This is a genomic window from Mesobacterium pallidum, from assembly GCF_019966535.1.
Taxonomy (GTDB): domain Bacteria; phylum Pseudomonadota; class Alphaproteobacteria; order Rhodobacterales; family Rhodobacteraceae; genus Mesobacterium; species Mesobacterium pallidum.
Genome location: NZ_JAIMID010000005.1, coordinates 51605 through 74319, shown reverse-complemented (window position 1 = coordinate 74319; position 22715 = coordinate 51605). Strand labels below are relative to the sequence as shown.

Sequence of the window (22715 nt, the reverse complement as noted above, 5' to 3'; positions counted from 1 at the left end):
CACGCCGGACGTGCATCACGGTACCGCACTTTACTTTCGAATCTCTGTTCCCACGCGGCCCAGCTTTCGACGTCGAGCTGCCGGGTCGCTGCATGTTGCGGGCGACATAACCGATAAGGAACAGAGCAAATGGCTCAAGGTACCGTCAAGTGGTTCAACGCCACCAAAGGCTACGGCTTCATCCAGGCCGATGGCCGTGACAAGGACATCTTTGTCCACATCTCCGCCGTGGAACGCGCCGGTCTGACCGAACTGAAGGACGGCCAGGCCGTGACCTTCGAAATCAAGGCCGGCCGCGACAACCGCGAAAGCGCCGTGGATATCGAACTGGCCTGATCGGCCCGTCACCGAATTCGGAAGACCCCCGCAAAGGCGACTTTGCGGGGGTTTTTCTTTGCGCAGACCCTACCCGGCCCGCTGGCGCAGACGATAGGTCAGCGCGCTGTGGATCAGCAGGCGCAGCGGCTCGGTGGCGAGCGGCCGGTCCAGCGGCAGGTGGACCGCGCGGGTGCCGTCGTAGGCGAACTCCGCGCCGAAGAGCGCGCGGAAATCAGGGATCACGCGGGTCTGGCAATGGGCCAGGATCGCCGGGTCGCCGGATTTCGCGAGGGACAGACGCAGGGGCGTGCCGCTGCCTGACGGCGTGGCATAGGACGGCTGGCCCCATTTCAACGACTCGTCGAGCGGGCCGATGGCCGGGTCCTCGGCCGCCACGTCCAAGATCATCCCGCGCAGCGCCAGCAGACGGGCGCGCGCCGGCCCCGGCATGGCGTCGAAGGCCGCCGCGACGGCAGGGGGCGGCGCGGTCATGGCAGGTAGCCGGTCAGCGCGGCCAGCACGCCCGCGACGCAGAAGGCAAAGGCGAGGCCAAGGATCGTCAACTGGTACCAGTAGAGCAGCGGCTCGCCCAGGCGCTGGCAGGGGCGGCCCGAGCCCCAGCCAGTCGGCAGCCAGCCCCTTACGCGCACCTCGCCCGTGCGCAGCGCCTTGAGCGCCATCGCAGCGATCCAGAGCGCGATGACGCCCAGGCCAAGGGCGATGAGGCCGGAGGGGATGTCGGGCATGGCAGGCTCCTTTTCCGGGCCCAGCATGCAACGAAAAAGGGGCCCCCGAAAGGGCCCCTTCCTATCCGGTCAGATGCGGGGGCCTCAGCCCTCGGCATCTTCCTTTTTCTTCTTGGGTTCGGGCGGCAGCTCTTCGCCGGTCTCCTGGTCGACCATCTTCATCGCCAGACGGACCTTGCCGCGATCGTCGAAGCCCAGCAGCTTGACGTAGACTTCCTGGCCTTCCTTCAGAACGTCCGAAGGATGGTTCAGGCGGCGGTTCTCGATCTGGGAGACATGCACCAGCCCGTCACGCTTGCCGAAGAAGTTCACGAAGGCGCCGAAATCGACGATCTTCACGACCTTGCCCTTGTAGACCTGGCCTTCTTCGGGTTCTGCCACGATCGAATAGATCATGTCATAGGCCTTCTGGATGGCTTCGCCGTTCGGGCTTGCGATCTTGATCACGCCGTCGTCGTTGATGTCGACCTTGGCGCCCGAGACTTCCACGATCTCGCGGATGACCTTGCCGCCCGAGCCGATCACTTCGCGGATCTTGTCGGTCGGGATCTGCATCGTCTCGATGCGCGGCGCGTGGACCGAGAAGTCGCCGGCACCCGAAAGCGCCTTGTTCATCTCGCCCAGGATGTGCATCCGGCCGTCCTTGGCCTGGGCCAGGGCTTTTTCCATGATCTCGGGGGTGATGCCCGCGACCTTGATGTCCATCTGCAGCGAGGTGATGCCGTTCTCGGTACCTGCCACCTTGAAGTCCATGTCGCCCAGGTGGTCTTCGTCACCCAGGATATCGGTCAGGACCGCGTAGGAGCCGTCGTCTTCCAGCACCAGGCCCATGGCCACGCCGGCCACGGCGGACTTGAGCGGAACGCCCGCGTCCATCATCGACAGCGAGCCGCCGCAGACCGAAGCCATCGACGACGAGCCGTTCGATTCCGTGATCTCGGACACGATGCGGATCGTGTAGGGGAAATCGGTGGCGGCGGGCAGCACGGCCTGAAGCGCGCGCCAGGCCAGCTTGCCGTGGCCGATTTCGCGACGACCGGGGGAGCCGACACGGCCGACTTCACCCACCGAGTAGGGGGGGAAGTTGTAATGCAGCAGGAAGTTCGACTTGTAGGTGCCGTTCAGCGCGTCGATCATCTGCTCGTCGTCGCCGGTGCCCAGCGTGGTCACGACCAGGCCCTGGGTCTCGCCGCGGGTGAACAGCGCCGAGCCGTGGGTCCGCGGCAGGATGCCGGTTTCGGCCACGATCGGGCGCACCTGGTCCAGCGCACGGCCGTCGATCCGCTTGCCTTCCTTGACGACCGAGCCGCGCAGGACCGTCGATTCCAGCTTCTTGATGGCCGAGCCGAGGTTGGCGTCTTCCAGCTGTTCCTCGGTCAGGCCAGCCTTGATCTCTTCCTTGGCGGCGGCAACAGCAGCCACGCGCTCCTGCTTGTCAATGATCGCGTAGGCGGCACGCATCTTGTCTTCGCCCGCGGCCTTCACGACGTCGTAAAGCGCCGAGTAATCGGGCGACTGGAAGTCGAAGGGCTCTTTCGCGCAGTCTTCGGCGAGCGAGATGATCAGGTCGACGACCGGCTTGATCTGCTCATGCGCGAAATTTACGGCGCCCAGCATCTCGGCCTCGGTCAGCTCGTAGGCTTCCGATTCCACCATCATCACGGCGTCCTTGGTGCCGGCGACGACGAGGTCGAGGCGCTGCTCGGGGTTCTCGCGCAGCTTGTGCATATCCTCGACCTCGGGGTTGAGGATGTATTCGCCGTCGACATAGCCCACGCGCGCACCGGCAATCGGGCCCATGAAGGGCGCGCCGGAAATCGTCAGCGCGGCCGAGGCGGCGATCATGGCGACGATGTCGGGGTCATTGACGAGATCGTGCGACAGCACGGTGCACATCACCAGCACTTCGTTCTTGAAGCCGGGGACGAACAGCGGGCGGATCGGGCGGTCGATCAGGCGCGCGGTCAGCGTTTCCTTTTCGGTCGGCCGGGCTTCGCGCTTGAAAAAGCCGCCGGGCACCTTGCCCGCGGCATAGTATTTCTCCTGGTAGTGGACCGTCAGCGGGAAAAAGTCCTGGCCCGGCTTCGGCGACTTGGCAAAGGTCACGTTGGCCATGACCGAGGTCTCGCCCAGGGTGGCGATGACGCTGCCGTCGGCCTGACGGGCGACCTTGCCCGTTTCCAGCGTGAGGGTCTCTTCGCCCCACTGCATCGATTTCGTAGTCACGTTGAACATCTAGCGTATCCTGTAAGGGAGCACTCGCGGGCCCTCCCGCGTCTCCCGATTGAATGGCGGCCCCATTGCCGCCGACCCCGTTCATCTTTCTCTCACGGTGCCGGGGTCGTGGCACCACGTCTCAGATGGGCCGCCCTTACAGGGTTTTCGCCCAATTTGGAACAGGAAAGGTGGGGCCTGTCACTTATGGCGGGTGCGGATCACAGGAAGATCAGGTCGTCCGCGCCCAGCTCCCCGGCGGTCAACCCGATCAGGGTGATGACGGCGGCGCCGTCGGTGTCGTGATCGTAGACCAGCGCGCCATCAATCTCGGTCGCCGCGGCCAGGAAACCGGCAAGATCCGTGACCTCGGCAAAGCCCGGGCCGAACTGCAAGAGGTCGCTGCCGGGCGTGAAATCGGTGACCGTGTCGTCACCAAAGCTGCCGTCAAAGACAAAGGTATCCGGCCCCGCGCCCCCGGTCAGCAAGTCATCGCCCGGCCCGCCGTCCAGCGTGTCGGCCCCGTCGCCGCCTGCCAGCGTGTCGTGGCCATAGCCGCCGATGAGGCGATCCTGGTGCCGCCCGCCGGAGAGCCGGTCGGCGCCGGGCCCGCCCGAGAGATCGTCGTTCCCGCCCTGGCCAAACAGCCGGTCATTGCCGCGCCCGCCGCTCAGGCTGTCGGCGCCTTCCCGGCCCCACAGCCGGTCCTTGCCCTCGCCGCCCGAGAGCTGGTCGAAGCCCGTCCCCCCGTCCAGCCGATCGGTGCCGTCGCCGCCCTCCAACGTGTCGTCGCCGTCCTGCCCGGCCATGGTGTCGTCCCCGGCCGAGCCGAGCAGCCGGTTGGCGGCATCGTCACCCCGGATGGCAAGGTCGCGCAGGGGCACCACGCTGACCGAGGGGCTGATCCAGACGGTGAACCCGGCAAAGGCCGGGTGGTCCTGCACGGCGGCGCCGATGGCGGCCTCGACCCGGGCAAAGTAGTTCGGGGCGCCCATGGACTGATGCGCCTCCTCCCATTCGAAATCGAGCACGATGGTGGTGTCACTGCCGGCCAGATGTGCCAGCTCGTCCGCGCTTTGGCTGACGGCGCGGGCGATGAGCCGGTCGAAGTCGTGATCGCCCTCGGGGTCGATGGCGTCGGTCAGGCGGATCGGCAGGATGATGCGGTCGACCACCCCGGCGAAGGTCGCCGCATCCCCGTAATTCACCCCGTCCAGCGTGAACCGCGTGTCGCCCCGGTCAAGGTAAGCGCCGTGGTAGGTCGTCGTCGTGAGCGTCGCATCGAAATCCTTCACCCGCTCGTCTATGCCCGCCAGCAGCGTATGATACTGCCGCAGGATCTCGGCCCGACCGGCATCATCCGCGTCGTTCCACTCGGGCGTGGGGCCGAACTCGGTATCCGTCACGATCCCGGTAATGCGGTCGCGGTGGGGCGAATCCTCGATGAAGCGCAGGGTGGCGTTGACCGCCCAGTAGGTCTGGGCGTGGTTTTCGGTCTGCCAGTTATACAGCCCGTTGACCGGCATCAGCGACACGCTGCCGGTGTAACCGGCGTCGAACAGACGGTTAAGTGAGGTCTCGAGGTCGGCCCGGAAGCTCGGCGCGTCGAAGGTCGGCAGGTAGTTCCAGGCCGAATGCAGCTTGCGCCCGTCGATGCCCAGCACCAGCTCGGTCACGCCCATGGTCGCCATGCGCTGGGCCATGGCCAGGGCCTCGGCCATATCAGGCGGGCCGTCGCCGACGGTCCAGTCGTTCAGGGGGTACCAATAGGCGGATCGCAGGGTCATGCGTCCGGCTTACAGCGAATCCCGGGACGCGGGCAGGGTCCAATCGCGATGAGCCGTGGGCATTTACGCGGCAATTGAACCAAATCGCGCGCGACCCCCAAAAGCGAAACGCCCGCCTTCTGCAAGGCGGGCGTTCCGGGAATTCCATGTCCGGGCCGGGGCCCGAAACGCTTAGCGGCGGATGCCGAGGCGCTTGATGAGGTCCTGGTAACGGGCCTCTTCCTTGCCCTTCAGGTAGTCCAGCAGCTTGCGGCGCTGGGCCACGAGCTTGAGAAGGCCACGACGCGAGTGGTTGTCCTTCTTGTGGGTCTTGAAGTGCTCGGTCAGGGTTGTGATCCGGCTGGTCAGGATGGCAACCTGGACTTCGGGCGAACCGGTGTCGCCGTCCTTGGTTGCGAATTCCTTGAGCAGGCGGGCTTTTTCGTCAGCAGTGATCGACATCGGGGTCTCCTTCGATGGTTGAGGGTGATGGCGCAAGCCGGGATGTCGTCCAGCAGGGCCCGTGGAGAAATCCGCGCCGGAATGATTCCGTCGCGGATGGGGGCGTATAGGGCAGAATGCCCTGCGTGCAAAGGGGAAATCCGGGGTCAGCCGCCCACGATGGTGATGTCGGCCGCGCTCAGCCCCTCGGCCCCGGTGAGCGAGGCGTGGATCTGCCCGTTCAGCTTGACATGGGTGATGGCCGGGTCGCTGACATCGGGCTCGACCGTGATCTCGGGGGCGGCGCCCTCGTAGATCATGACCAGCTGGTCCTCGCCGGCGGTGAAATCCATCAGGTGGACGGTCGCATCCGCGTCCTCGGGCCAGTCGTCGAACCGGAACTGGTCGAGTCCCATCCCGCCGGTCAGCGTGTCGTTCGCGCCGGCCACCAGCGTGTCGGCCCCGTCGCCACCGTTCAGGTAGTCGCCGTCCGCGTCGTCGTTACCAAGGATCACGTCATCGCCGCGCCCGCCGAACAGCGTGTCCTCGCCCGCGCCGCCCTGCAGCACGTCGTCGTCGTCGCTGCCATGCAGCGCATCGTCGCCGTCGCCGCCCAGCAGCGTGTCCTCGCCTGCGCCGCCGGTCAGGCTGTCGTCGCCATCCTCGCCCCAGAGCAGGTCGTCGCCCATGTCGCCCGACAGGGTGTCGTGGCCGGACCCGCCCAGCAGCTCATCCTCGTCGTCCCAGCCGTGCAGGCTGTCGTTGCCGCTGCCGCCCAGGATGCTGTCAAGCCCGCCCGCGCCGTGCAGGTCGTCGGACCCGTCGCCGCCGTCGATCGTGTCGTCACCGTCGTAGCCGTTGATCTGGTCGCCAAGCGCGCCGCCCTCGATCGCCTCGTCGTCCTCGTTGCCCGAGACGATGTCGCCACTGCCGATGAAGTCGAGGATGTTGCCGCCGGTGCCGTCATCTTCGGACCCCTCGGTGTCGCCGTCGGCCCCGTCGGTGTCGAAGTCGTCCTCGGCGTCATGGCCGGTGCCGAACCCCGCCATCGCGAAGGACCCGACCATGACCATTCCGAACAGACCTGCCAACCACAACATGAGGAGAAATACCTTTGACCCGTGCGCGAGAGTATGGCGCCACGCCGCATGGGCACGCACATCCGCGCGGGACATTGCGACCGAAAGGCGAGTCGGATCAACCGCTATCCCGGAAACCGGTTAACCGGCGGTGGCCAGGATCTCGCGCAGGCCGGCCCGGAACTTGCCCGCGCCGCCATTGGCCGGGTGGCGCACGGCGGGGGCCGTGAGACCCGCCTGGGCCAGGTGATCGCGGGCGGTGTTGCCGATGGCGATGATCTGCCGGCCCTGGAAGACCGCCAGGAAGGCGTGCAGCAGCTCCATCCGCGCGGCGACCTCGGCCGGGGTCGGGGTGCGGTTGGTCAGCGGCTGGCCGGGCTTGCAGGGGTGGTAGGGAAAAACGTTCCACAGCACTGCCGCGCGGGTGGCGTCATGCGCCACCAGCTCGCGCCAGACGATCGAGGCGGTGGGTTCGGAAAACCCGTGCGCCCGTTCCGGCGCGTTGCGGGCGACGGCCGGGTCCGAGGTGCGGCGGGGGGTGAAGCTGTCGCCGAAGACGGCCGACAGCGGCACGCCCTCCTTCTGCCCCGCCAGCGTGCGTTCGCAGGTCATGGCGATGCCGGAAAAGCGCGCGCCCTGGTAGCCCGGCGCCTCGGCCACCAGCAGCACGCGGGCGGTATCCACGCGGTGCGCGAGATACGCCTCGAGTTGCGCTGTGCGTTGGGCGCTGGCCCCGGCGAAGGCATCGACGCCGGGGACATGCACGTCGTAGGGGTTCACGCAGCCCGCCGGCGCGGGTGTGTCGCGCATCAGCTTGGCGAACGCCGCCGGGGTCATTGGTTGAACACGCGGCTTGGGTGCAGCTCGCCGCCGCGATAGATGCCCACGGCCACGGCGCGGCCGTCGAGGCTGGCCCAGCATTCCTCACCGAATTCCAGCGCCGCGCCGATCACCGTGCCGGGGTTGCCGTTGCGCAGGCGCACGGCGCCATCGGGGGTGGCGCGCATCTCGGGCAGGTCGGCGAGGCCGGTTTCCAGCGGCAAGAGGTGCGCGTCGAGTTCGGGCGTGCGGGCCAGCGACTCGACGGTCTCGAGGCTCAGCCCGTCCTCGGCCTCGAACGGGCCGGACCAGATCCGGCGCAGCTGCAACACGTGGCCATAGCAGCCGAGCTTTTCGCCGAGATCGCGCGCGATGGCGCGGACGTAGCCGCCCTTGCCGCAGGTCATCTCGAGCTCGACATGGTCGGCATCGGGGCGGCCGGTCAGCAGCAATTCCTCGACCCAGAGCGGGCGGGCGGCGATCTCGAGTTCTTCGCCCTCGCGGGCCAGCTTGTAGGCGCGTTCGCCGTCGATCTTGACCGCGCTGAACTGGGGCGGGACCTGCATGATGTCGCCGACGAAGCTGCCGAGTGCGTCCTTGATCTGGTCGTCCGTGGGGCGGGTGTCGCTGGACGCGATGACTTGGCCCTCGGCATCGTCGGTATTGGTCGCCTGTCCCAGCCGCACGGTAAAGCGGTAGGCCTTGAGCGCGTCGGTGATGTAGGGGACGGTCTTTGTCGCCTCGCCCAATGCGACGGCGAGCACGCCGGTGGCCTCGGGGTCGAGGGTGCCCGCGTGGCCGGCCTTGTTGGCGTTCATCGCCCAGCGGACCTTGTTCACCACCGAGGTCGAGGTGATCCCCGCCGGCTTGTCGATCACCAGCCAGCCGGAAATGTCGCGGCCTTTCTTCTTGCGTGCCATGCGAGGCCCTCCGTTTCAGGACCGGCGGGGTAGCGAAGCGGGGCGCTGCGGTCAATGGGCGCGTCTTGGGGCGGGCGTCGGAGGGGGCGCTGCCCGCCGTCACCTTTGGTGACGTCCCCCGAGGTATTTTCAAAACAATGAAGACGGGGGGATGTGATCCGGTCGGCGCGCCACGGGGGGCCGCCGGCCGGCTCCGACGCGGCAGTGATGCGGGCATCGGGAGAGGTTGCCTGCCGCCGTCGGGCAGGCGTCAGAACGCCCCGGCGCAGGGGGGTGCGCGCCGGGGGCCGGACGTCAAGAGATAGCCTTGGGTGGCAGGGTCAGTTGACGGCCTTGGCGTCGACCACGTCCTTCTCGGTCACGCCCTGCTTGGCGATCGCGATCCGACGCGGCTTCAGCGCCTCCGGAATTTCCCGTTCGAGGTCGATGTGCAGCATGCCGTCCACATGGCTCGCCCCGGTCACGCGCACGTGGTCGGCGAGATGGAAGCGCCGTTCGAAGGCGCGGGTGGCAATGCCGCGGTGCAGGTAGCTGCGCTGCGAGCCCTCGTCGGCCTTGCGGGCCGAGACGACGAGCGCCTTATCCTTGACCTCGACCGACAGGTCATCGCCCGAGAAGCCGGCCACGGCGATCGAGATGCGCCAGGAATCCTCATCGGTTTTTTCGATGTTGTAGGGCGGGTAGGTCTGCTGGCCGACGTCCTGGGTCAGAACCCGGTCCATCAGGTCGGCAATCTGGTCGAACCCGACGGTCGACCGGTAAAAGGGTGCGAGATCGAAGCTGCGCATGGGAATCCTCCATTGAGCGATACCGTTTATGTCGTCGGCTCCCCCATCCTTGGGCCGAGCCGCTTTGCCACGGCCCCGTTCGGGCACCGTCGCAGGATTGATCTGGGAACAGGGACGCGGGGTTTCAAGACCCCGGGCTTGCCATCGCGTCGCAGGGGCGCGAGGGTGGTGCGGTTGCAGACCCGGGACGCCTGAATGCCGCTTGATCCGACCGCCTTTCGCCACCATCCGAACCTCGCCCCGCTGGTCGAGGACCCGGAGACGAGCTTTTTCCGCGACCTCGATCTGAAGGAAATGGACCGCATGCTGGCCGAGGCGGGGATGCCCGAGGACTGGCGCCTGCCGGACGACGAACGCGAGGTGACGCGGCAGGCGGCCCTGGCGGGTCGGTTGGACCAGCCGCTCTGGATCTTTGCCTATGGCTCGCTGATGTGGAACCCCGGCATCCTTTTCGACGAGGTCCGGCGGGCGCGGATCGAGGGGCATGCCCGGCGCTTCTGCCTGGTCGACGAGGGCGGGCGCGGCACGGTCGAGGCGCCGGGCCTGCAGGCGGCGCTGGACGCCGGCCCGGCCTGCGACGGGCTGGTCATGCGCATCCCGGCCGGGATCGTCGACCGCGAGACCGAGTTCCTGTGGCGGCGCGAGATGATCGCCGAAGGCTACAACGCCGCCTTCGTCACCGCCGAGACCGCGCAGGGGCCGGTCGAGGCGCTGACCTTCGTCGCCGATCACGGCTCGGACAGCATCCAGCACCTGGCCCATGCCGAGCAGGTGCGCATCATTGCCACCGCGCGCGGCTTTCTCGGCAGCAACCGCGACTACCTGGCCAATGTCGTGGCGCATTTCGAGGCGATGCGCATCGATGACCCCGAGATCGCACGGCTCTGGCGCGACGTGCAGGCCTTTGCCGGCTGAGACAGGCCGAGGCCGGGCCGGAGGATCGGGCTTGATCCGGGGGGCGGTCGGGTCTATACGCCCCCGGTGCTCCGCAAGGGGCCAGAATCGACAACCGTGATACGCCGTGTTCGTCCCACATCGCTTCGGGGGCGCTTCCGGCAGAGGAGAAGCGACATGAAACTTCACGAGCTCTGTGACAACCCGGGCGCAACCCGGACCAAGAAACGCGTTGCCCGCGGCCCCGGTTCGGGCAAGGGCAAGACCGCAGGCCGCGGTATCAAGGGTCAGAAATCCCGCTCGGGCGTGGCCATCAAGGGCTACGAGGGCGGCCAGATGCCGCTGTACCAGCGTCTGCCCAAGCGCGGCTTCAACAAGCCGAACCGCAAGGCCTATGCCGTCGTGAACCTGGGCATCATCCAGAAGTTCATCGAAGCAGGCAAGCTGGACGCCGCCAACGTGACCGAAGACGCGCTGATCGCCTCGGGCGCCGTGCGCCGCAAGCTGGACGGCATCCGCGTCCTGGCCAAGGGCGAGCTGAGCTCGGCCGCGACCATCACCGTCACCGGCGCCTCGCAGGCGGCCGTGGACGCCGTTGCCAAGGCTGGCGGCTCCCTGACGGTCACGGCAGCGCAAGCCGCCGAATAAGTGGTTGTGAGGGGCCGCGGCGCCCCTTACATATCCGACCAGTTTTCCGAACTGACGCCGCCGGAGCCGGGAACACGGTTCCGGCGGCGTTTCACATAGAGGACACCGCATGGTATCTGCAGCAGAACAGATGGCGGCCAACACCAGCTGGGCCGCGCTCGGCAAGGCGACCGACCTGCGCAACCGCATCATCTTCACGCTCGGCCTGCTGATCGTCTACCGGCTGGGGACGTTCATCCCTGTTCCCGGCATCGACGGCGCCGCGCTGCGCGAATTCATGGAGCAGGCGGGCCAGGGCATCGGCGGCATGGTCTCGATGTTCACCGGGGGCGCGCTGGGCCGCATGGGCATCTTTGCCCTTGGCATCATGCCCTACATCTCGGCCTCGATCATCGTGCAACTGCTGACCTCGATGGTGCCCGCGCTCGAACAGCTCAAGAAAGAGGGCGAGCAGGGCCGCAAGAAGATCAACCAGTACACCCGCTACGGCACGGTGCTGCTGGCCGTGGTCCAGTCCTACGGCCTGGCCGTCAGCCTCGAGGCCGGCGAGCTGGCGCATGATCCGGGCCTGTTCTTCCGCGCCTCGACCATGATCACCCTGGTCGGCGGGACGATGTTCCTGATGTGGCTGGGCGAACAGATCACCGCGCGCGGCATCGGCAACGGCATCTCGCTGATCATCTTCGTCGGCATCATCGCCGAGATCCCGGCCGCGCTGGCGCAGTTCCTTGCCTCGGGCCGCTCGGGCGCCATCAGCCCGGCCGTCATCGTCGGCGTGATCGTGATGATCGTGGGCCTCATAGCCTTCGTCGTGTTCATGGAACGCGCGCTGCGCAAGATCCACATCCAGTATCCCCGCCGCCAGGTGGGCATGAAGGTGATGGAAGGCCAGTCGTCGCACCTGCCGATCAAGGTCAACCCGGCCGGCGTGATTCCGGCGATCTTTGCCAGCTCGCTGCTGCTGCTGCCGACCACGATCGCGACCTTCTCGGGCACCAGCTCGGGTCCGGTGCTGTCGACCATCGCGGCCTACATGGGCCCCGGACAGCCGCTTTACCTGCTGTTCTTCGCGGCCATGATCGTGTTCTTCGCGTATTTCTACACCTACAACGTCAGCTTCAAGCCGGACGAGGTGGCGGACAACCTGAAGAACCAGAACGGCTTTGTGCCGGGCATCCGTCCGGGCAAGAAAACCGCCGATTACCTCGAGTATGTCGTCAGCCGCGTGCTGGTGCTGGGCTCGGCCTACCTTGCGGCAGTTTGTCTCTTGCCCGAAGTTCTGCGTGGACAACTGGCCATCCCCTTTTATTTCGGGGGCACTTCGGTGCTGATCGTCGTGTCCGTGACCATGGACACGATCCAGCAGGCGCAGTCGCATCTTCTGGCCCACCAGTACGAGGGGCTGATCCAGAAGTCGCAGCTGCGTGGACGGACAGGGAAGAAAAAGGCGAAACGGGGGCCCGCACGTCGATGAACATTATTCTGCTTGGACCGCCGGGGGCGGGCAAAGGGACGCAGGCGCGTATCCTCGAAGAGGAACGCGGTATGAAGCAGCTTTCGACCGGGGACATGCTGCGCGCCGCGCGCACCTCGGGCACCGAGATGGGGCAGAAGGTTGCCGCCATCATGGACGCCGGAGAGCTGGTGACGGACGAGATCGTGATCGGCCTGATCCGCGAGCAGATCCAGATCGGCTCCGAGGGCGGGTTCATCTTCGACGGCTTCCCGCGCACGCTGCCCCAGGCCGACGCGCTGGGCGACCTGCTGCACGAGACCGGCCAGAACCTGGACGCCGTCATCGAGATGCGGGTGAACGACGACGCGCTGGTCGAGCGCATCACAGCCCGGTCGACCTGCGGCACCTGCGGTGAGGTCTACAACGACATCACCAAGCCGATCCCCGAGGACGGCAAGTGCACCACCTGCGGCGGGACCGAGTTCAAGCGCCGCGCGGATGACAATGCCGATAGCCTCAAGACCCGGCTGATGGAATATTACAAGAAGACCTCGCCGCTGATCGGCTACTACTATGCCAAGGGCCAGCTGACCTTCGTCAACGGGCTGGGCGAGATCGACACCGTCAAGGGCGACATCGCGGCCGCGCTGGACGGGTGACCAAGGGGTCCGGGGATCTTGCGTCCAGGATCATGCGCAGGGCCTTCGGGTTCGCGGGCGGGCTGGCGGTTGGTGCAATCGCCGGCCTTATTCTTGGGTACATCGGCGGGACGATCGTCGAGAGCGTGAACACGCGTATCGACCTCTACAGCGATTGGACCTCGGATCGGTATCTCGACCACGAGGGGATGCGCCGGAAGGTCTGTGAACCCAGCCTGTGGGACTAGTGACGGGTCGCAATCCCGAGCCCCCCTTGACCCTCCCTCCGAATCCCCATAAAGCGCACCATCCCGAAAGGGAATCACCGATTGCAACCGGGGTCGCGCCCCGCACGCAAGACCACCTGATCGACGAATGGCCCGTGGCGGAACGCTTCGGGCCTCAGTTGTGAAAAAAGGTTCCGGCATCACGGAACCGCAACGAAAAGGAAACGACACGTGGCACGTATCGCCGGCGTCAACATCCCGACTGCCAAGCGCGTTCCGATCGCGCTGACCTACATCACCGGAATCGGCCATACCTCGGCCAAGAGCATCTGCGAAGCCGTCGGCATCGACGCGGCCCGTCGCGTGAACGAGCTCTCGGACGCCGAAGTCCTCGCCATCCGCGAACACATCGACGCCAACTACACCGTCGAAGGTGACCTGCGTCGCGAAACGCAGATGAACATCAAGCGCCTGATGGACCTTGGCTGCTACCGTGGCCTGCGCCATCGCCGCAACCTCCCCGTCCGCGGCCAGCGGACCCACACCAACGCACGCACGCGCAAGGGCCCCGCAAAGCCCATCGCCGGCAAGAAGAAGTAAGGGAGGTCCGCACCAATGGCACGTGATACCCGTCGTGGGGGCAAGAAAAAGGTCTCCAAGAACATCGCAGCTGGCGTCGCACATGTGAACTCCAGCTTCAACAACACCAAGATCCTGATCTCGGACGTGCAGGGCAACGCGATCGCGTGGTCCTCGGCCGGCACCATGGGCTTCAAGGGTTCGCGCAAGTCGACCCCCTATGCCGCCCAGCTCGCCGCCGAAGATGCCGGCAAGAAGGCGCAGGAACACGGTGTGAAGACCCTCGAAGTCGAAGTCCAGGGCCCCGGCTCTGGCCGCGAATCGGCGCTGCGCGCGCTGGCCGCCGTCGGCTTCAACATCACCTCGATCCGTGACGTCACGCCGATCGCACATAACGGCTGCCGCCCCCCGAAGCGTCGCCGCGTCTGATCGACTTGGATTTTCCGCATGGGGCCGTGCACCAATTCCGCACGGCCCCATGCTGTCGTTTTTATCCTCGGGCGTCTTCCAGCTTGGGACATGGGCAGGAAGACAGGAATGGAGGCACCGCATGATCCACAAGAACTGGGCTGAACTGATCAAGCCGACGCAGCTGGAGGTGAAGCCGGGCAACGACCCGACCCGCCAGGCAACTGTCGTCGCAGAACCGCTCGAGCGGGGTTTCGGCCTGACGCTCGGCAACGCGCTGCGCCGCGTGCTGATGTCGTCGCTGCAGGGCGCCGCCATCACCAGCGTGCAGATCGACAACGTGCTGCACGAGTTTTCCTCGGTCGCCGGTGTGCGCGAGGACGTGACGGACGTGGTCCTGAACCTCAAGGGCGTCAGCCTGCGGATGGAAGTCGAAGGGCCCAAGCGCCTGTCGATCAACGCCAAGGGCCCGACGGTCGTCACCGCCGGTGACATCAACGAGACCGCCGGCATCGAGGTGCTGAACCGCGATCACGTGATCTGCCACCTCGACGATGGTGCCGACCTGTTCATGGAACTGACCGTGAACACCGGCAAGGGCTATGTCGCCGCCGACAAGAACAAGCCGGAAGACGCGCCCATCGGCCTGATCCCGATCGACGCGATCTACTCGCCGGTCAAGAAGGTGTCGTACGACGTGCAGCCGACCCGTGAGGGCCAGGTGCTGGATTATGACAAGCTGACCATGAAGATCGAAACCGACGGGTCTGTCACCCCCGAGGACGCCGTGGCCTATGCCGCGCGCATCCTGCAGGACCAGCTGTCGATCTTCGTCAACTTCGACGAGCCGGAATCGGCCCAGCGTCACGACGACGATGATGGTCTCGAGTTCAACCCGCTCCTCCTCAAGAAGGTGGACGAGCTGGAACTGTCGGTCCGGTCGGCGAACTGCCTGAAGAACGACAACATCGTCTACATCGGCGATCTCATCCAGAAAACCGAAGCCGAGATGCTCCGCACCCCGAACTTTGGCCGCAAGTCGCTGAACGAGATCAAGGAAGTGCTGTCGGGCATGGGCCTGCACCTTGGCATGGATGTCGAGGACTGGCCGCCGGACAACATCGAAGACCTGGCCAAGAAGTTCGAAGACAGCTTCTGAGCATTGGTGGGCCGGCCTCCGCATTGATCGGAGGTCGGCCCACCCGCCCACCCCCGCCCTCCGATCAACGCGGAGGCCGGGATAGGGGGAGGGGGTAAGTGGTCTGAATGGACGCTTGCCCTTTCATCGCCCGCCCAAGGGCGGACGACTATCGGGTAACGCGCCGCCCCGGGGGCGACGCTTACCCCAAGGAGAGTCGGTGACACGCATCGCCGGCCAGACAAAGCAAAACCGCCCGTAGAGGGCACATTCGGAGACACACCATGCGTCACGCATCTGGCTACCGCCGCCTGAACCGCACCCATGAACACCGCAAGGCCCTCTGGGCCAACATGGCCGGTTCGCTCATCGAACACGAACAGATCAAGACCACGCTGCCCAAGGCGAAAGAGCTCAAGCGCATCGTCGACAAGCTGATCACCCTCGGCAAGCGCGGCGACCTGCATTCGCGCCGGCAGGCCGCGGCCCAGCTCAAGCAGGACAAGCTTGTCGCCAAGCTCTTCGACGTTCTCGGCCCGCGCTACGCCGAGCGTCCGGGTGGCTACACCCGCGTGCTGAAGGCCGGCTTCCGCTACGGCGACATGGCCCCGATGGCCATCATCGAGCTGGTCGACCGCGACCCCGAAGCCAAGGGCCTTGCCGACCGCGAGCGCCTGGCTGCCGAAGAGGCACTGGAAGATTAATCGCCGGCCGCAAGGCTGCGACGGTTTCGACGCCCCCGCCGGTCCGACCGGCGGGGGTTTTTCTATGTAACGGCCCCGTGACATGTGTGGAATCCGCCTTCCAAGCGGGCAATATTTCCAATATTCCGGAAATATGGAAATAGAGACACTCGCCTGCCTCGCCGCCCTCGCCCATCCGCAGCGACTCGCCATCTTCCGGCTGCTCATGCGGCGCCATCCCGACCGCGTCCCGGCCGGTGAAATAGGCGCCGTTCTGGATATCCGGCCGTCGACCCTGTCGGCTTACCTGTCGGCGCTGACGACCGCCGGGCTGATCGTGCAGGACCGGCGCGGCACCTCATTGCGCTACACCGTCGACGTTCCGGCCGTACGGGACACCTTCGACTACCTTCTTACTGACTGCTGCCGGGGCCGCCTGAGCCCTTGCGACCTGCCCGCCATAACGCGCGACCCGGAGTCCGATCCCATGACTGACCGTCCGTACACCGTACTCTTCATCTGCACCGGCAATTCGGCCCGGTCGATCTTTGCCGAGTCGCTGCTCCGGCGCGAAGGTGGCGACCGCTTCGACGTCCGTTCAGCCGGCACGCGGCCCTATTCCGAGCTGAACCCTTTCGCGCTCGAGGTGCTCCGGCAGAAAGGGCACGACATCAGCCAGCTACGTGCCAAGAACGTGGCGGAGTTCCAGGGGCCGGACGCGCCCCGGTTCGACTTTGTCTTCACCGTCTGCGATCGTGCCGCGAACGAGGAGTGCCCGGCTTGGGCCGGGCAGCCGATCAGTGCCCATTGGGGCATGCCGGATCCCGTCAAGGCGACGGGCAGCGATGCCGAAAAAAGCCTCGCCTTCCAGCAGGCATACGGCGCGCTGCGCAACCGTATCCTCGCTTTCACGGCCTTGCCGCTTGACACGCTCGACAGAATGTCGCTGCAGCGCGCGGTGGATGCCTTGGCGGCGCGTGACAGCGCGGCCGACGCCTGACGCCATCACAGCCTGGCACAGCGGTTCGGGGGCGATCCTGTGGCCAGATCGGGCGAGCCGGCCGACCCGTCATCCGGCCCGGCGGCTTGCAATCGGCGGGGGCGGGGATCATATCGGGCCTGACTTCCCGGAAAGGACCCGCCCGATGATCCGTGCCGCGCTGATCCTGTTGTGCCTTGCCCTGCCCGCCGGGGCCGAGACCCGCGTGCCGCAAAGTGGCGCCGAGATCGCGATGGGCTTCGTGCCGGTGGTGAAACAGGCCGCCCCCGCCGTGGTCAACATCTACGCCAGCCGCGTGGTCAACGAGCGGCGCTCGCCCTTTGCCGACGATCCCTTCTTCCGCGACTTTTTCCGCGATTTCGGCGACACGCGGCCGCGGGTGCAGAACTCTCTCGGCTCGGGCGTGATCGTCGATGGCGCGGGGCTGGTGGTGTCGAATTACCACGTGGTCGGGCAGGCGACCGACATCCGCGTGGTGCTGAACGACCAGCGCGAATACCGGGCCGAGCTGGTGCTGGCCGACGAGGAAAGCGACCTGGCCGTGCTGCGGATCGACGGCGGCGACCTGCCTGCACTGGACCTGCGTGACAGCGACACGGTCGAGGTCGGAGAGCTGGTGCTGGCCATCGGCAACCCATTCGGCGTCGGGCAGACCGTGACCTCGGGCATCGTGTCGGGGCTGGCGCGGACAGGCACGGCGACGGGCAATGCGCGGGGCTACTTCCTCCAGACCGATGCACCGATCAACCCGGGCAACTCCGGCGGTGCGCTGGTCGACGTGAACGGGGACCTTCTGGGTATCAACACCTCGATCCTGTCGCGCTCGGGCGGCTCCAACGGGATCGGGTTTGCCATCCCCGCCTCGCTGGTGGCAGAGTTCCTGCGCCAGGCCGAGGCGGGCCGCGACCGGTTCGAACGGCCCTGGGCGGGGATGGCGGGGCAAAGCGTCGATGCGGACCTGGCCGAGGGGCTGGGGCTGGCGCGACCCGGCGGGATCGTCATCTCGGACCTGACGGCGACCAGCCCCTTCCGCGCGGCGGGGTTTGAACCCGGCGACGTGATCGCGGCCGTGGATGGCCAGCCGGTGAACACCGCGCCCGAGATGATCTACCGCATGACCGTCGCGGGGCTTGGCGCCACGGCCACGGTCACGCGGGTCCGGGACGGCGACGCGACCGATATCGCGGTCGAGCTGATCGCCCCGCCGAACGAACCCGCGCCGCGCTTTACCGTGCTGGGCGAATCCGAGGTACTGGTCGGCCTGACCGTCGCCAAGGTCAATCCCCGGCTGATCGTGGATCTTGGCCTGCCGCTGATGGAAGGCGGCGTGGTGGTGACCGACCCCGGCCCCTATGGCCCCCGCGTGGGGCTGTCGCGCGGTGACGTGATCCTGGCCATCGACGGGGTGGAGATCACCGAACCGTCGCAGGTCGGCCCCGCGATCCAGGCGGCCGGGCGCAACGTGCGCCTGGAGGTGCAGCGTGGGGTGCGCCGCGTCAGCCTGGCGTTCCGCGTCTGATGGCCGATCTCTTCGATACGCTCGAGGGCGAAGGCCAGGGCAGCGGCCCGCGCCCCCTGGCCGACCGGCTGCGCCCCAAGGCGCTGTCCGAGGTGATCGGCCAGGAACAGGTGCTGGGGCCCGAGGCGCCGCTCGGGACGATGCTGGCGGCGGGCTCGCTGGGGTCGCTGATCCTCTGGGGGCCGCCGGGGGTGGGCAAGACCACGATCGCGCGGCTGCTGGCCGACGTGACCGACCTGCATTTCGTGCAGATCAGCGCGATTTTCACCGGCGTGCCCGAGCTGCGCAAGGTGTTCGAGGCGGCCAAGCTGCGCCGCCGACAAGGCCAGGGCACGCTGCTTTTCGTCGACGAGATCCACCGCTTCAACAAGGCGCAGCAGGACGGGTTCCTGCCGCATATGGAGGACGGGACGATCCTGCTGGTCGGCGCCACGACCGAGAACCCGTCGTTCGAGCTGAACGCCGCCGTGCTGAGCCGCGCGCAGGTGCTGGTGCTGGAACGGCTGGACCTCGCGGACCTCGAGCGGCTGGCGCAACGGGCCGAGCGCGAGCTGGAGCGCGCGCTGCCGCTGGACGGTCACGCGCGCGAATCGCTGCTCGAGATGGCGGACGGGGACGGGCGGGCGCTGCTCAACCTGATCGAGCAGGTGATGGCCTGGAAGGGCAAGGGCAAGCTGGGGACGGCCGAGCTGACCAGCCGCCTGATGCGGCGGGCGGCGCAATACGACAAGTCCGGCGACGGGCATTACAACCTGATCTCGGCGCTGCACAAATCGGTGCGCGGCAGCGACCCGGATGCGGCGCTATACTGGTTCGCGCGGATGCTGGAGGGTGGCGAGGACCCGCGCTTCCTGGCCCGGCGGCTGACGCGCATGGCGGTCGAGGACATCGGCCTTGCCGATCCGCAGGCGCAGGCGATCTGCATCGACGCCTGGAACACCTACGAACGGCTCGGTAGCCCCGAGGGCGAGCTGGCGCTGGCGCAATCGGTGGTCTACCTGGCGCTGGCGCCCAAGTCGAACGCGGTTTACGTCGCCTACAAGGCGGCGCGGAAACGGGCGAAGGAGACGGGCAGCGCCCCGCCGCCCAAGCATATCCTGAACGCCCCCACCGGGCTGATGAAGGAACAGGGCTACGGCGAGGGCTATGCCTATGACCACGACGCCGAGGATGCGTTCTCGGGGCAGGATTACTTCCCCGAGGACATGTCGCGCCCGGTCTTCTACACGCCGGTGGATCGCGGCTACGAGCGCGAGATGAAGAAGCGGGTGGAGTATTTCGCCCGGCTCCGGGTCAAGCGGCAAAGCTGACCCCGCCGCGAGGCAGCCCATTCGGGCTGATGCGCCGCCCCGGACCTATCGGACTGCGCTGGCGCGCAGACACAGGTTCGATTGCGGCCTTGCGCGATGCGCAAGACACGACTGCGCGCCCCTCCTCCTGTCCTCCTCCCCGCGCGGGGAGGAGGAAGCCCTTGGCCAGCCGACCCAGACCCCCGGCCCGCTTGACAAGTTCAGCGCGGGGTGGAAGGGAACGCCCATGTCCCTCACCCTGATATACGTGGCGCTGGGCGGTGCCCTGGGCGCGACGGCGCGCTACCTGACCGGCCTCGCGGCCGTGCGGGTGATGGGGCATGGCTTTCCTTACGGCACGCTTACCGTCAACGTCGTCGGGTCGTTCCTGATGGGCGGCATCGTCGTGCTGCTGGGCCATTTCGGCGCCAACCGCTACGCGCCGTTCCTGATGACCGGGCTGCTGGGGGGGTTCACCACCTTCTCGGCCTTCTCGCTCGACGCCATCACGCTGTATGAACGTGGCGCGGTCGGGCTGGCCGCCACCTACGTGACCGCTTCGGTCGTCCTTTCCCTGGCCGCGCTGTTTGCCGGCCTGATCCTTGCACGGAGTGTCATCGCATGAGCCGGGTCCAGACCATCACCGTGGGGCCGGGGGACGGCGACCAGCGCATCGACCGCTGGCTCAAGCGGCATTTCCCGCATCTTGGCCAGGGCATGATCGAAAAGATGTGCCGCAAGGGCGAGATCCGCGTCGATGGCGGGCGGGTCAAGGCCGCGACCCGGGTCGAGGTGGGCCAGGAGGTGCGCATTCCGCCGCTGCCCGAGCCCGGCGCCAAGCCCAAGCCCGAGGGCAAGGCCAAGATCAGCGCCGCCGACGAGAAGATGATGCAATCCGCCGTGCTGTGGAAGGACGACCACATCATCGCGATCAACAAGCCGGCGGGCCTGCCGACGCAGGGCGGCTCGGGGCAGGGGGATCGCCATGTCGATGCCCTGGCCGAGGCGCTGCGCTTCGGGGCCGAGGACAAGCCGCGGCTGGTGCACCGGCTGGACAAGGACACCTCGGGCATCCTGCTGCTTGCGCGCACGCGCGAGGTCGCCAAGGGGCTGACCGACGCGCTGCGTCACAAGCAGACGCGCAAGATCTACTGGGCGCTGGTCGCCGGTGTGCCGACGCCCTACCTGGGCGAGATCCGCTATGGCCTCGTCAAGGCGCCCGGTCACGGCAAGGGCGGCGAGGGCGAAAGGATGCAGGCCGTGCACCCGCGCGACATGGACAGCACCCCCGGCGCCAAGCGCGCGCTGACGCGCTATGCGACGCTTTACCGGGTGGCCAGCCGCGCGTCCTGGGTTGCGCTCGAGCCGGTGACGGGCCGCACGCACCAGCTGCGCGCGCACATGGCCGAGATCGGCCACCCGATCATCGGCGACGGCAAGTACGGCGGGTCCGGGCAGGAGAACATGGGCGACGGCTGGGGCGCGCAGCTGGGCGGGATCATCAGCCGCAAGATGCACCTGCATGCGCGCAGCATGGCCTTCGTCCACCCGATCACGAAAAAGGCGGTGACCATCATCGCGCCGATGCCGTCCCACATGGCCGAAACCTGGGAAACCCTGGGCTGGGACGAGACGCTGGCGGCGGACGACCCGTTCGAGAGCCTGGTATGAGCGACCTGCGGCTGGTCATCTTCGACGTGGACGGCACGCTGGTCGACAGCCAGGCCGACATCACCCAGAGCATGGCGGCAGGCTTTGCCGCCGCCGGGCAGGAAACACCCGCGCGCGAGGTGATCCTGGGCGTCGTGGGGCTGAGCCTGCCACTGGCCGTGGCCCGGCTGGCGCCCGATCTCGATCCCGCCACGCAGGGCGTGATCGCCGAGGGCTACAAGCGCCACTACCAGCACCTGCGCGCAAGCCAGGTCGCGCCGGTGCTCTACCCCGGCACGCTGGCCATGATCGAGGCGCTGCATGCCGAGCCCGAAACGCTGCTGGGCGTGGCCACGGGCAAGTCGCGGCGCGGCCTCGACGCGCTGATGGACCAGCTGGGCCTGCGGGACCGCTTCCTCACGCTGCAATGCGCCGACGATCACCCGTCCAAGCCGCATCCGTCGATGTTGCACGCGGCCATGGCCGAGGGTGGCATCACCGATTCGGCGCGGGCCGTCATCATCGGCGATACGAGTTTCGACATGGAGATGGGACGCGCCGCCGGCATCCGGCCGATCGGCGTGTCCTGGGGCTATCACGATCGCGGCGCGCTGGGCGCGGCCGAGGCGATCCTGGACGACTGGGCCGAGCTGCCCGGCGTCCTTTCCGGCATCTGGGGGCAGGCATGAGCGAGTGGAAGCGCAAGCGGTTCTGGACAGCGGCCGAGGTCGTGCCCGAGGCGGAGGGCTTTGCCGTGCGGCTGGACGGGCGGCCGCTCAGGACCCCGGCCAAGACCGCGCTGACGCTGCCCTCGGCCGCCCTGGCCGCGGCCATCGCCGCCGAATGGGACGCGCAGGAGGGCGAGGTCGATCCCGGCACCATGCCCTGCACGCGCACGGCCAATTCCGCGCTCGACAAGGTCGCCGTGCAGTGCGCCGAGGTCGCGGACATGCTGGCCGACTACGGCGGCACGGACCTGCTGTGCTACCGCGCCGAGACCCCTGACGAGCTGGTCGCGCGCCAGGCCGCGGCCTGGGACCCGCTGCTGGACTGGGCCGCGCGTGCGCTGGGCGCGCCGCTGAACGTCGGACGCGGTGTCATGCACATCGCCCAGCCCGAGACCAGCACCGCCCGCCTGCGCGAGATCGTCCATGAACACGATCCGTTCGAGCTTGCGGCGCTTCACGATCTCGTGGCCATGAGCGGCTCTCTCGTGCTCGGGCTGGCCGCGGCCCGCGACGTGGCCCCGGCGCAAGAGATCTGGGACCTCAGCCGCGTCGACGAGGACTGGCAGGCCGAGCAATGGGGCATCGACGAAGAGGCCGCGGAAACAGCGGCCTACAAGCGCGGCGAGTTCCTGCAGGCCAAGCGATTCCTCGACCTCGTTCGCGGCAAGACGCTGCCCGAAATCTGACGGCGCATGTCGCTTTCTGCCTAACCTTTGGTCATTTTCCCCCCGGACTCCCTTGACGATCCCCGGCGTCTCTGACCACAA

General features: G+C 67.3%; 26 protein-coding genes. 17 read left to right on the top strand and 9 right to left on the bottom strand.

Translation table 11 applies throughout. The features are described 5' to 3' along the window. Positions 1-129: 129 nt before the first annotated feature. Entirely contained in the window at positions 130-336 is a 207-nt protein-coding gene (locus tag MF270_RS09280; RefSeq protein WP_238365599.1) for a cold-shock protein, read from the top strand. A gap of 69 nt (positions 337-405) precedes the next feature. Here MF270_RS09280 and MF270_RS09275 read toward each other — a convergent pair whose 3' ends face one another. The 9 genes from MF270_RS09275 to MF270_RS09235 form a co-directional block, all read right to left on the bottom strand. Further along, positions 406-810 carry a DUF1801 domain-containing protein gene (locus tag MF270_RS09275; RefSeq protein ID WP_238365598.1) on the bottom strand — a complete coding sequence of 135 codons (405 nt, stop codon included), beginning with the start codon at positions 808-810 and terminating at the stop codon, positions 406-408. Further along, a complete protein-coding gene (locus tag MF270_RS09270; protein WP_238365597.1) occupies positions 807-1064 on the bottom strand; it encodes a hypothetical protein in 258 nt (85 codons plus the stop codon). Before MF270_RS09270 ends, MF270_RS09275 begins: the two co-directional genes overlap by 4 nt. A gap of 84 nt (positions 1065-1148) precedes the next feature. Beyond that, positions 1149-3299, bottom strand: coding sequence for a polyribonucleotide nucleotidyltransferase (gene pnp / locus MF270_RS09265; protein ID WP_238365596.1), 2151 nt, complete (start codon positions 3297-3299; stop codon positions 1149-1151). Positions 3300-3499: 200 nt separating this feature from the next. Then, a complete protein-coding gene (locus tag MF270_RS09260) occupies positions 3500-5065 on the bottom strand; it encodes a calcium-binding protein (RefSeq protein ID WP_238365595.1) in 1566 nt (521 codons plus the stop codon). A 171-nt stretch (positions 5066-5236) separates the two neighbouring features. Continuing rightward, a complete protein-coding gene (rpsO, locus tag MF270_RS09255; protein ID WP_238365594.1) occupies positions 5237-5506 on the bottom strand; it encodes a 30S ribosomal protein S15 in 270 nt (89 codons plus the stop codon). A gap of 146 nt (positions 5507-5652) precedes the next feature. Beyond that, positions 5653-6585 (bottom strand): calcium-binding protein, encoded by a 933-nt coding sequence (locus MF270_RS09250; RefSeq protein ID WP_238365593.1) that lies wholly within the window; start codon positions 6583-6585, stop codon positions 5653-5655. Between the two features lie 120 nt (positions 6586-6705). Then, positions 6706-7374: a uracil-DNA glycosylase gene (locus tag MF270_RS09245; protein ID WP_238365592.1), complete on the bottom strand. Its 669-nt coding sequence runs from the start codon at positions 7372-7374 to the stop codon at positions 6706-6708. Positions 7375-7397: 23 nt separating this feature from the next. Beyond that, positions 7398-8303, bottom strand: a complete 906-nt coding sequence (truB, locus tag MF270_RS09240; RefSeq protein ID WP_238365591.1) for a tRNA pseudouridine(55) synthase TruB — start codon at positions 8301-8303, stop codon at positions 7398-7400. Between the two features lie 320 nt (positions 8304-8623). After that, positions 8624-9091 carry an Hsp20 family protein gene (locus MF270_RS09235; protein ID WP_238365590.1) on the bottom strand — a complete coding sequence of 156 codons (468 nt, stop codon included), beginning with the start codon at positions 9089-9091 and terminating at the stop codon, positions 8624-8626. Between the two features lie 195 nt (positions 9092-9286). Between MF270_RS09235 and MF270_RS09230 the strand changes: the two genes are divergently transcribed. The 16 genes from MF270_RS09230 to MF270_RS09155 all read left to right on the top strand — a co-directional run bounded on the left by MF270_RS09230 (position 9287) and on the right by MF270_RS09155 (position 22634). Continuing rightward, positions 9287-10006, top strand: a complete 720-nt coding sequence (locus MF270_RS09230) for a gamma-glutamylcyclotransferase (protein WP_238365589.1) — start codon at positions 9287-9289, stop codon at positions 10004-10006. Positions 10007-10162: 156 nt separating this feature from the next. Beyond that, entirely contained in the window at positions 10163-10633 is a 471-nt protein-coding gene (gene rplO, locus MF270_RS09225; protein WP_238365588.1) for a 50S ribosomal protein L15, read from the top strand. 109 nt (positions 10634-10742) lie between these two features. Next, positions 10743-12107: a preprotein translocase subunit SecY gene (secY, locus tag MF270_RS09220; protein WP_238365587.1), complete on the top strand. Its 1365-nt coding sequence runs from the start codon at positions 10743-10745 to the stop codon at positions 12105-12107. After that, a complete protein-coding gene (locus tag MF270_RS09215) occupies positions 12104-12748 on the top strand; it encodes an adenylate kinase (protein WP_238365586.1) in 645 nt (214 codons plus the stop codon). The genes secY and MF270_RS09215 overlap by 4 nt, the downstream gene beginning before the upstream one ends. Positions 12749-12780: 32 nt before the next feature. Continuing rightward, the gene (locus MF270_RS09210; RefSeq protein ID WP_238365585.1) at positions 12781-12975 is read left to right on the top strand and encodes a hypothetical protein; all 195 of its coding nucleotides are present in this window, start codon (positions 12781-12783) and stop codon (positions 12973-12975) included. Positions 12976-13185: 210 nt separating this feature from the next. After that, positions 13186-13554, top strand: a complete 369-nt coding sequence (rpsM, locus tag MF270_RS09205) for a 30S ribosomal protein S13 (RefSeq protein ID WP_238365584.1) — start codon at positions 13186-13188, stop codon at positions 13552-13554. A 15-nt stretch (positions 13555-13569) separates the two neighbouring features. Next, positions 13570-13962: a 30S ribosomal protein S11 gene (gene rpsK / locus MF270_RS09200; RefSeq protein ID WP_238365583.1), complete on the top strand. Its 393-nt coding sequence runs from the start codon at positions 13570-13572 to the stop codon at positions 13960-13962. Positions 13963-14083: 121 nt separating this feature from the next. Beyond that, positions 14084-15100: a DNA-directed RNA polymerase subunit alpha gene (locus MF270_RS09195; RefSeq protein WP_238365582.1), complete on the top strand. Its 1017-nt coding sequence runs from the start codon at positions 14084-14086 to the stop codon at positions 15098-15100. Positions 15101-15363: 263 nt separating this feature from the next. Next, positions 15364-15783: a 50S ribosomal protein L17 gene (rplQ, locus tag MF270_RS09190; protein WP_238365581.1), complete on the top strand. Its 420-nt coding sequence runs from the start codon at positions 15364-15366 to the stop codon at positions 15781-15783. A gap of 133 nt (positions 15784-15916) precedes the next feature. Continuing rightward, positions 15917-16762 carry an arsenate reductase/protein-tyrosine-phosphatase family protein gene (locus MF270_RS09185; RefSeq protein WP_238365580.1) on the top strand — a complete coding sequence of 282 codons (846 nt, stop codon included), beginning with the start codon at positions 15917-15919 and terminating at the stop codon, positions 16760-16762. 145 nt (positions 16763-16907) lie between these two features. Continuing rightward, complete coding sequence (locus tag MF270_RS09180; RefSeq protein WP_238365579.1) at positions 16908-18281, top strand: trypsin-like peptidase domain-containing protein; 1374 nt, start codon at positions 16908-16910, stop codon at positions 18279-18281. After that, positions 18281-19591, top strand: a complete 1311-nt coding sequence (locus MF270_RS09175; protein WP_238365578.1) for a replication-associated recombination protein A — start codon at positions 18281-18283, stop codon at positions 19589-19591. The genes MF270_RS09180 and MF270_RS09175 overlap by 1 nt, the downstream gene beginning before the upstream one ends. A 226-nt stretch (positions 19592-19817) precedes the next feature. Further along, positions 19818-20195 carry a fluoride efflux transporter CrcB gene (gene crcB, locus MF270_RS09170; protein ID WP_238365577.1) on the top strand — a complete coding sequence of 126 codons (378 nt, stop codon included), beginning with the start codon at positions 19818-19820 and terminating at the stop codon, positions 20193-20195. Next, positions 20192-21241 (top strand): RluA family pseudouridine synthase, encoded by a 1050-nt coding sequence (locus MF270_RS09165; protein ID WP_238365576.1) that lies wholly within the window; start codon positions 20192-20194, stop codon positions 21239-21241. The genes crcB and MF270_RS09165 overlap by 4 nt, the downstream gene beginning before the upstream one ends. Further along, positions 21238-21909: an HAD-IA family hydrolase gene (locus tag MF270_RS09160; protein WP_238365575.1), complete on the top strand. Its 672-nt coding sequence runs from the start codon at positions 21238-21240 to the stop codon at positions 21907-21909. The genes MF270_RS09165 and MF270_RS09160 overlap by 4 nt, the downstream gene beginning before the upstream one ends. Then, positions 21906-22634, top strand: a complete 729-nt coding sequence (locus tag MF270_RS09155) for an ATP12 family chaperone protein (protein ID WP_238365574.1) — start codon at positions 21906-21908, stop codon at positions 22632-22634. Before MF270_RS09160 ends, MF270_RS09155 begins: the two co-directional genes overlap by 4 nt. Positions 22635-22715 lie beyond the last annotated feature (81 nt).

Bases quoted from the DNA above. Each gene is read 5' to 3' on its own strand.
- MF270_RS09280 (WP_238365599.1), top strand. From the start codon at position 130: ATGGCTCAAGGTACCGTCAAGTGGTTCAACGCCACCAAAGGCTACGGC.
- MF270_RS09275 (WP_238365598.1), bottom strand. From the start codon at position 810: ATGACCGCGCCGCCCCCTGCCGTCGCGGCGGCCTTCGACGCCATGCCG.
- MF270_RS09270 (WP_238365597.1), bottom strand. From the start codon at position 1,064: ATGCCCGACATCCCCTCCGGCCTCATCGCCCTTGGCCTGGGCGTCATC.
- pnp (WP_238365596.1), bottom strand. From the start codon at position 3,299: ATGTTCAACGTGACTACGAAATCGATGCAGTGGGGCGAAGAGACCCTC.
- MF270_RS09260 (WP_238365595.1), bottom strand. From the start codon at position 5,065: ATGACCCTGCGATCCGCCTATTGGTACCCCCTGAACGACTGGACCGTC.
- rpsO (WP_238365594.1), bottom strand. From the start codon at position 5,506: ATGTCGATCACTGCTGACGAAAAAGCCCGCCTGCTCAAGGAATTCGCA.
- MF270_RS09250 (WP_238365593.1), bottom strand. From the start codon at position 6,585: ATGTTGTGGTTGGCAGGTCTGTTCGGAATGGTCATGGTCGGGTCCTTC.
- MF270_RS09245 (WP_238365592.1), bottom strand. From the start codon at position 7,374: ATGCGCGACACACCCGCGCCGGCGGGCTGCGTGAACCCCTACGACGTG.
- truB (WP_238365591.1), bottom strand. From the start codon at position 8,303: ATGGCACGCAAGAAGAAAGGCCGCGACATTTCCGGCTGGCTGGTGATC.
- MF270_RS09235 (WP_238365590.1), bottom strand. From the start codon at position 9,091: ATGCGCAGCTTCGATCTCGCACCCTTTTACCGGTCGACCGTCGGGTTC.
- MF270_RS09230 (WP_238365589.1), top strand. From the start codon at position 9,287: ATGCCGCTTGATCCGACCGCCTTTCGCCACCATCCGAACCTCGCCCCG.
- rplO (WP_238365588.1), top strand. From the start codon at position 10,163: ATGAAACTTCACGAGCTCTGTGACAACCCGGGCGCAACCCGGACCAAG.
- secY (WP_238365587.1), top strand. From the start codon at position 10,743: ATGGTATCTGCAGCAGAACAGATGGCGGCCAACACCAGCTGGGCCGCG.
- MF270_RS09215 (WP_238365586.1), top strand. From the start codon at position 12,104: ATGAACATTATTCTGCTTGGACCGCCGGGGGCGGGCAAAGGGACGCAG.
- MF270_RS09210 (WP_238365585.1), top strand. From the start codon at position 12,781: ATGCGCAGGGCCTTCGGGTTCGCGGGCGGGCTGGCGGTTGGTGCAATC.
- rpsK (WP_238365583.1), top strand. From the start codon at position 13,570: ATGGCACGTGATACCCGTCGTGGGGGCAAGAAAAAGGTCTCCAAGAAC.
- MF270_RS09195 (WP_238365582.1), top strand. From the start codon at position 14,084: ATGATCCACAAGAACTGGGCTGAACTGATCAAGCCGACGCAGCTGGAG.
- rplQ (WP_238365581.1), top strand. From the start codon at position 15,364: ATGCGTCACGCATCTGGCTACCGCCGCCTGAACCGCACCCATGAACAC.
- MF270_RS09185 (WP_238365580.1), top strand. From the start codon at position 15,917: ATGGAAATAGAGACACTCGCCTGCCTCGCCGCCCTCGCCCATCCGCAG.
- MF270_RS09180 (WP_238365579.1), top strand. From the start codon at position 16,908: ATGATCCGTGCCGCGCTGATCCTGTTGTGCCTTGCCCTGCCCGCCGGG.
- MF270_RS09175 (WP_238365578.1), top strand. From the start codon at position 18,281: ATGGCCGATCTCTTCGATACGCTCGAGGGCGAAGGCCAGGGCAGCGGC.
- crcB (WP_238365577.1), top strand. From the start codon at position 19,818: ATGTCCCTCACCCTGATATACGTGGCGCTGGGCGGTGCCCTGGGCGCG.
- MF270_RS09165 (WP_238365576.1), top strand. From the start codon at position 20,192: ATGAGCCGGGTCCAGACCATCACCGTGGGGCCGGGGGACGGCGACCAG.
- MF270_RS09160 (WP_238365575.1), top strand. From the start codon at position 21,238: ATGAGCGACCTGCGGCTGGTCATCTTCGACGTGGACGGCACGCTGGTC.
- MF270_RS09155 (WP_238365574.1), top strand. From the start codon at position 21,906: ATGAGCGAGTGGAAGCGCAAGCGGTTCTGGACAGCGGCCGAGGTCGTG.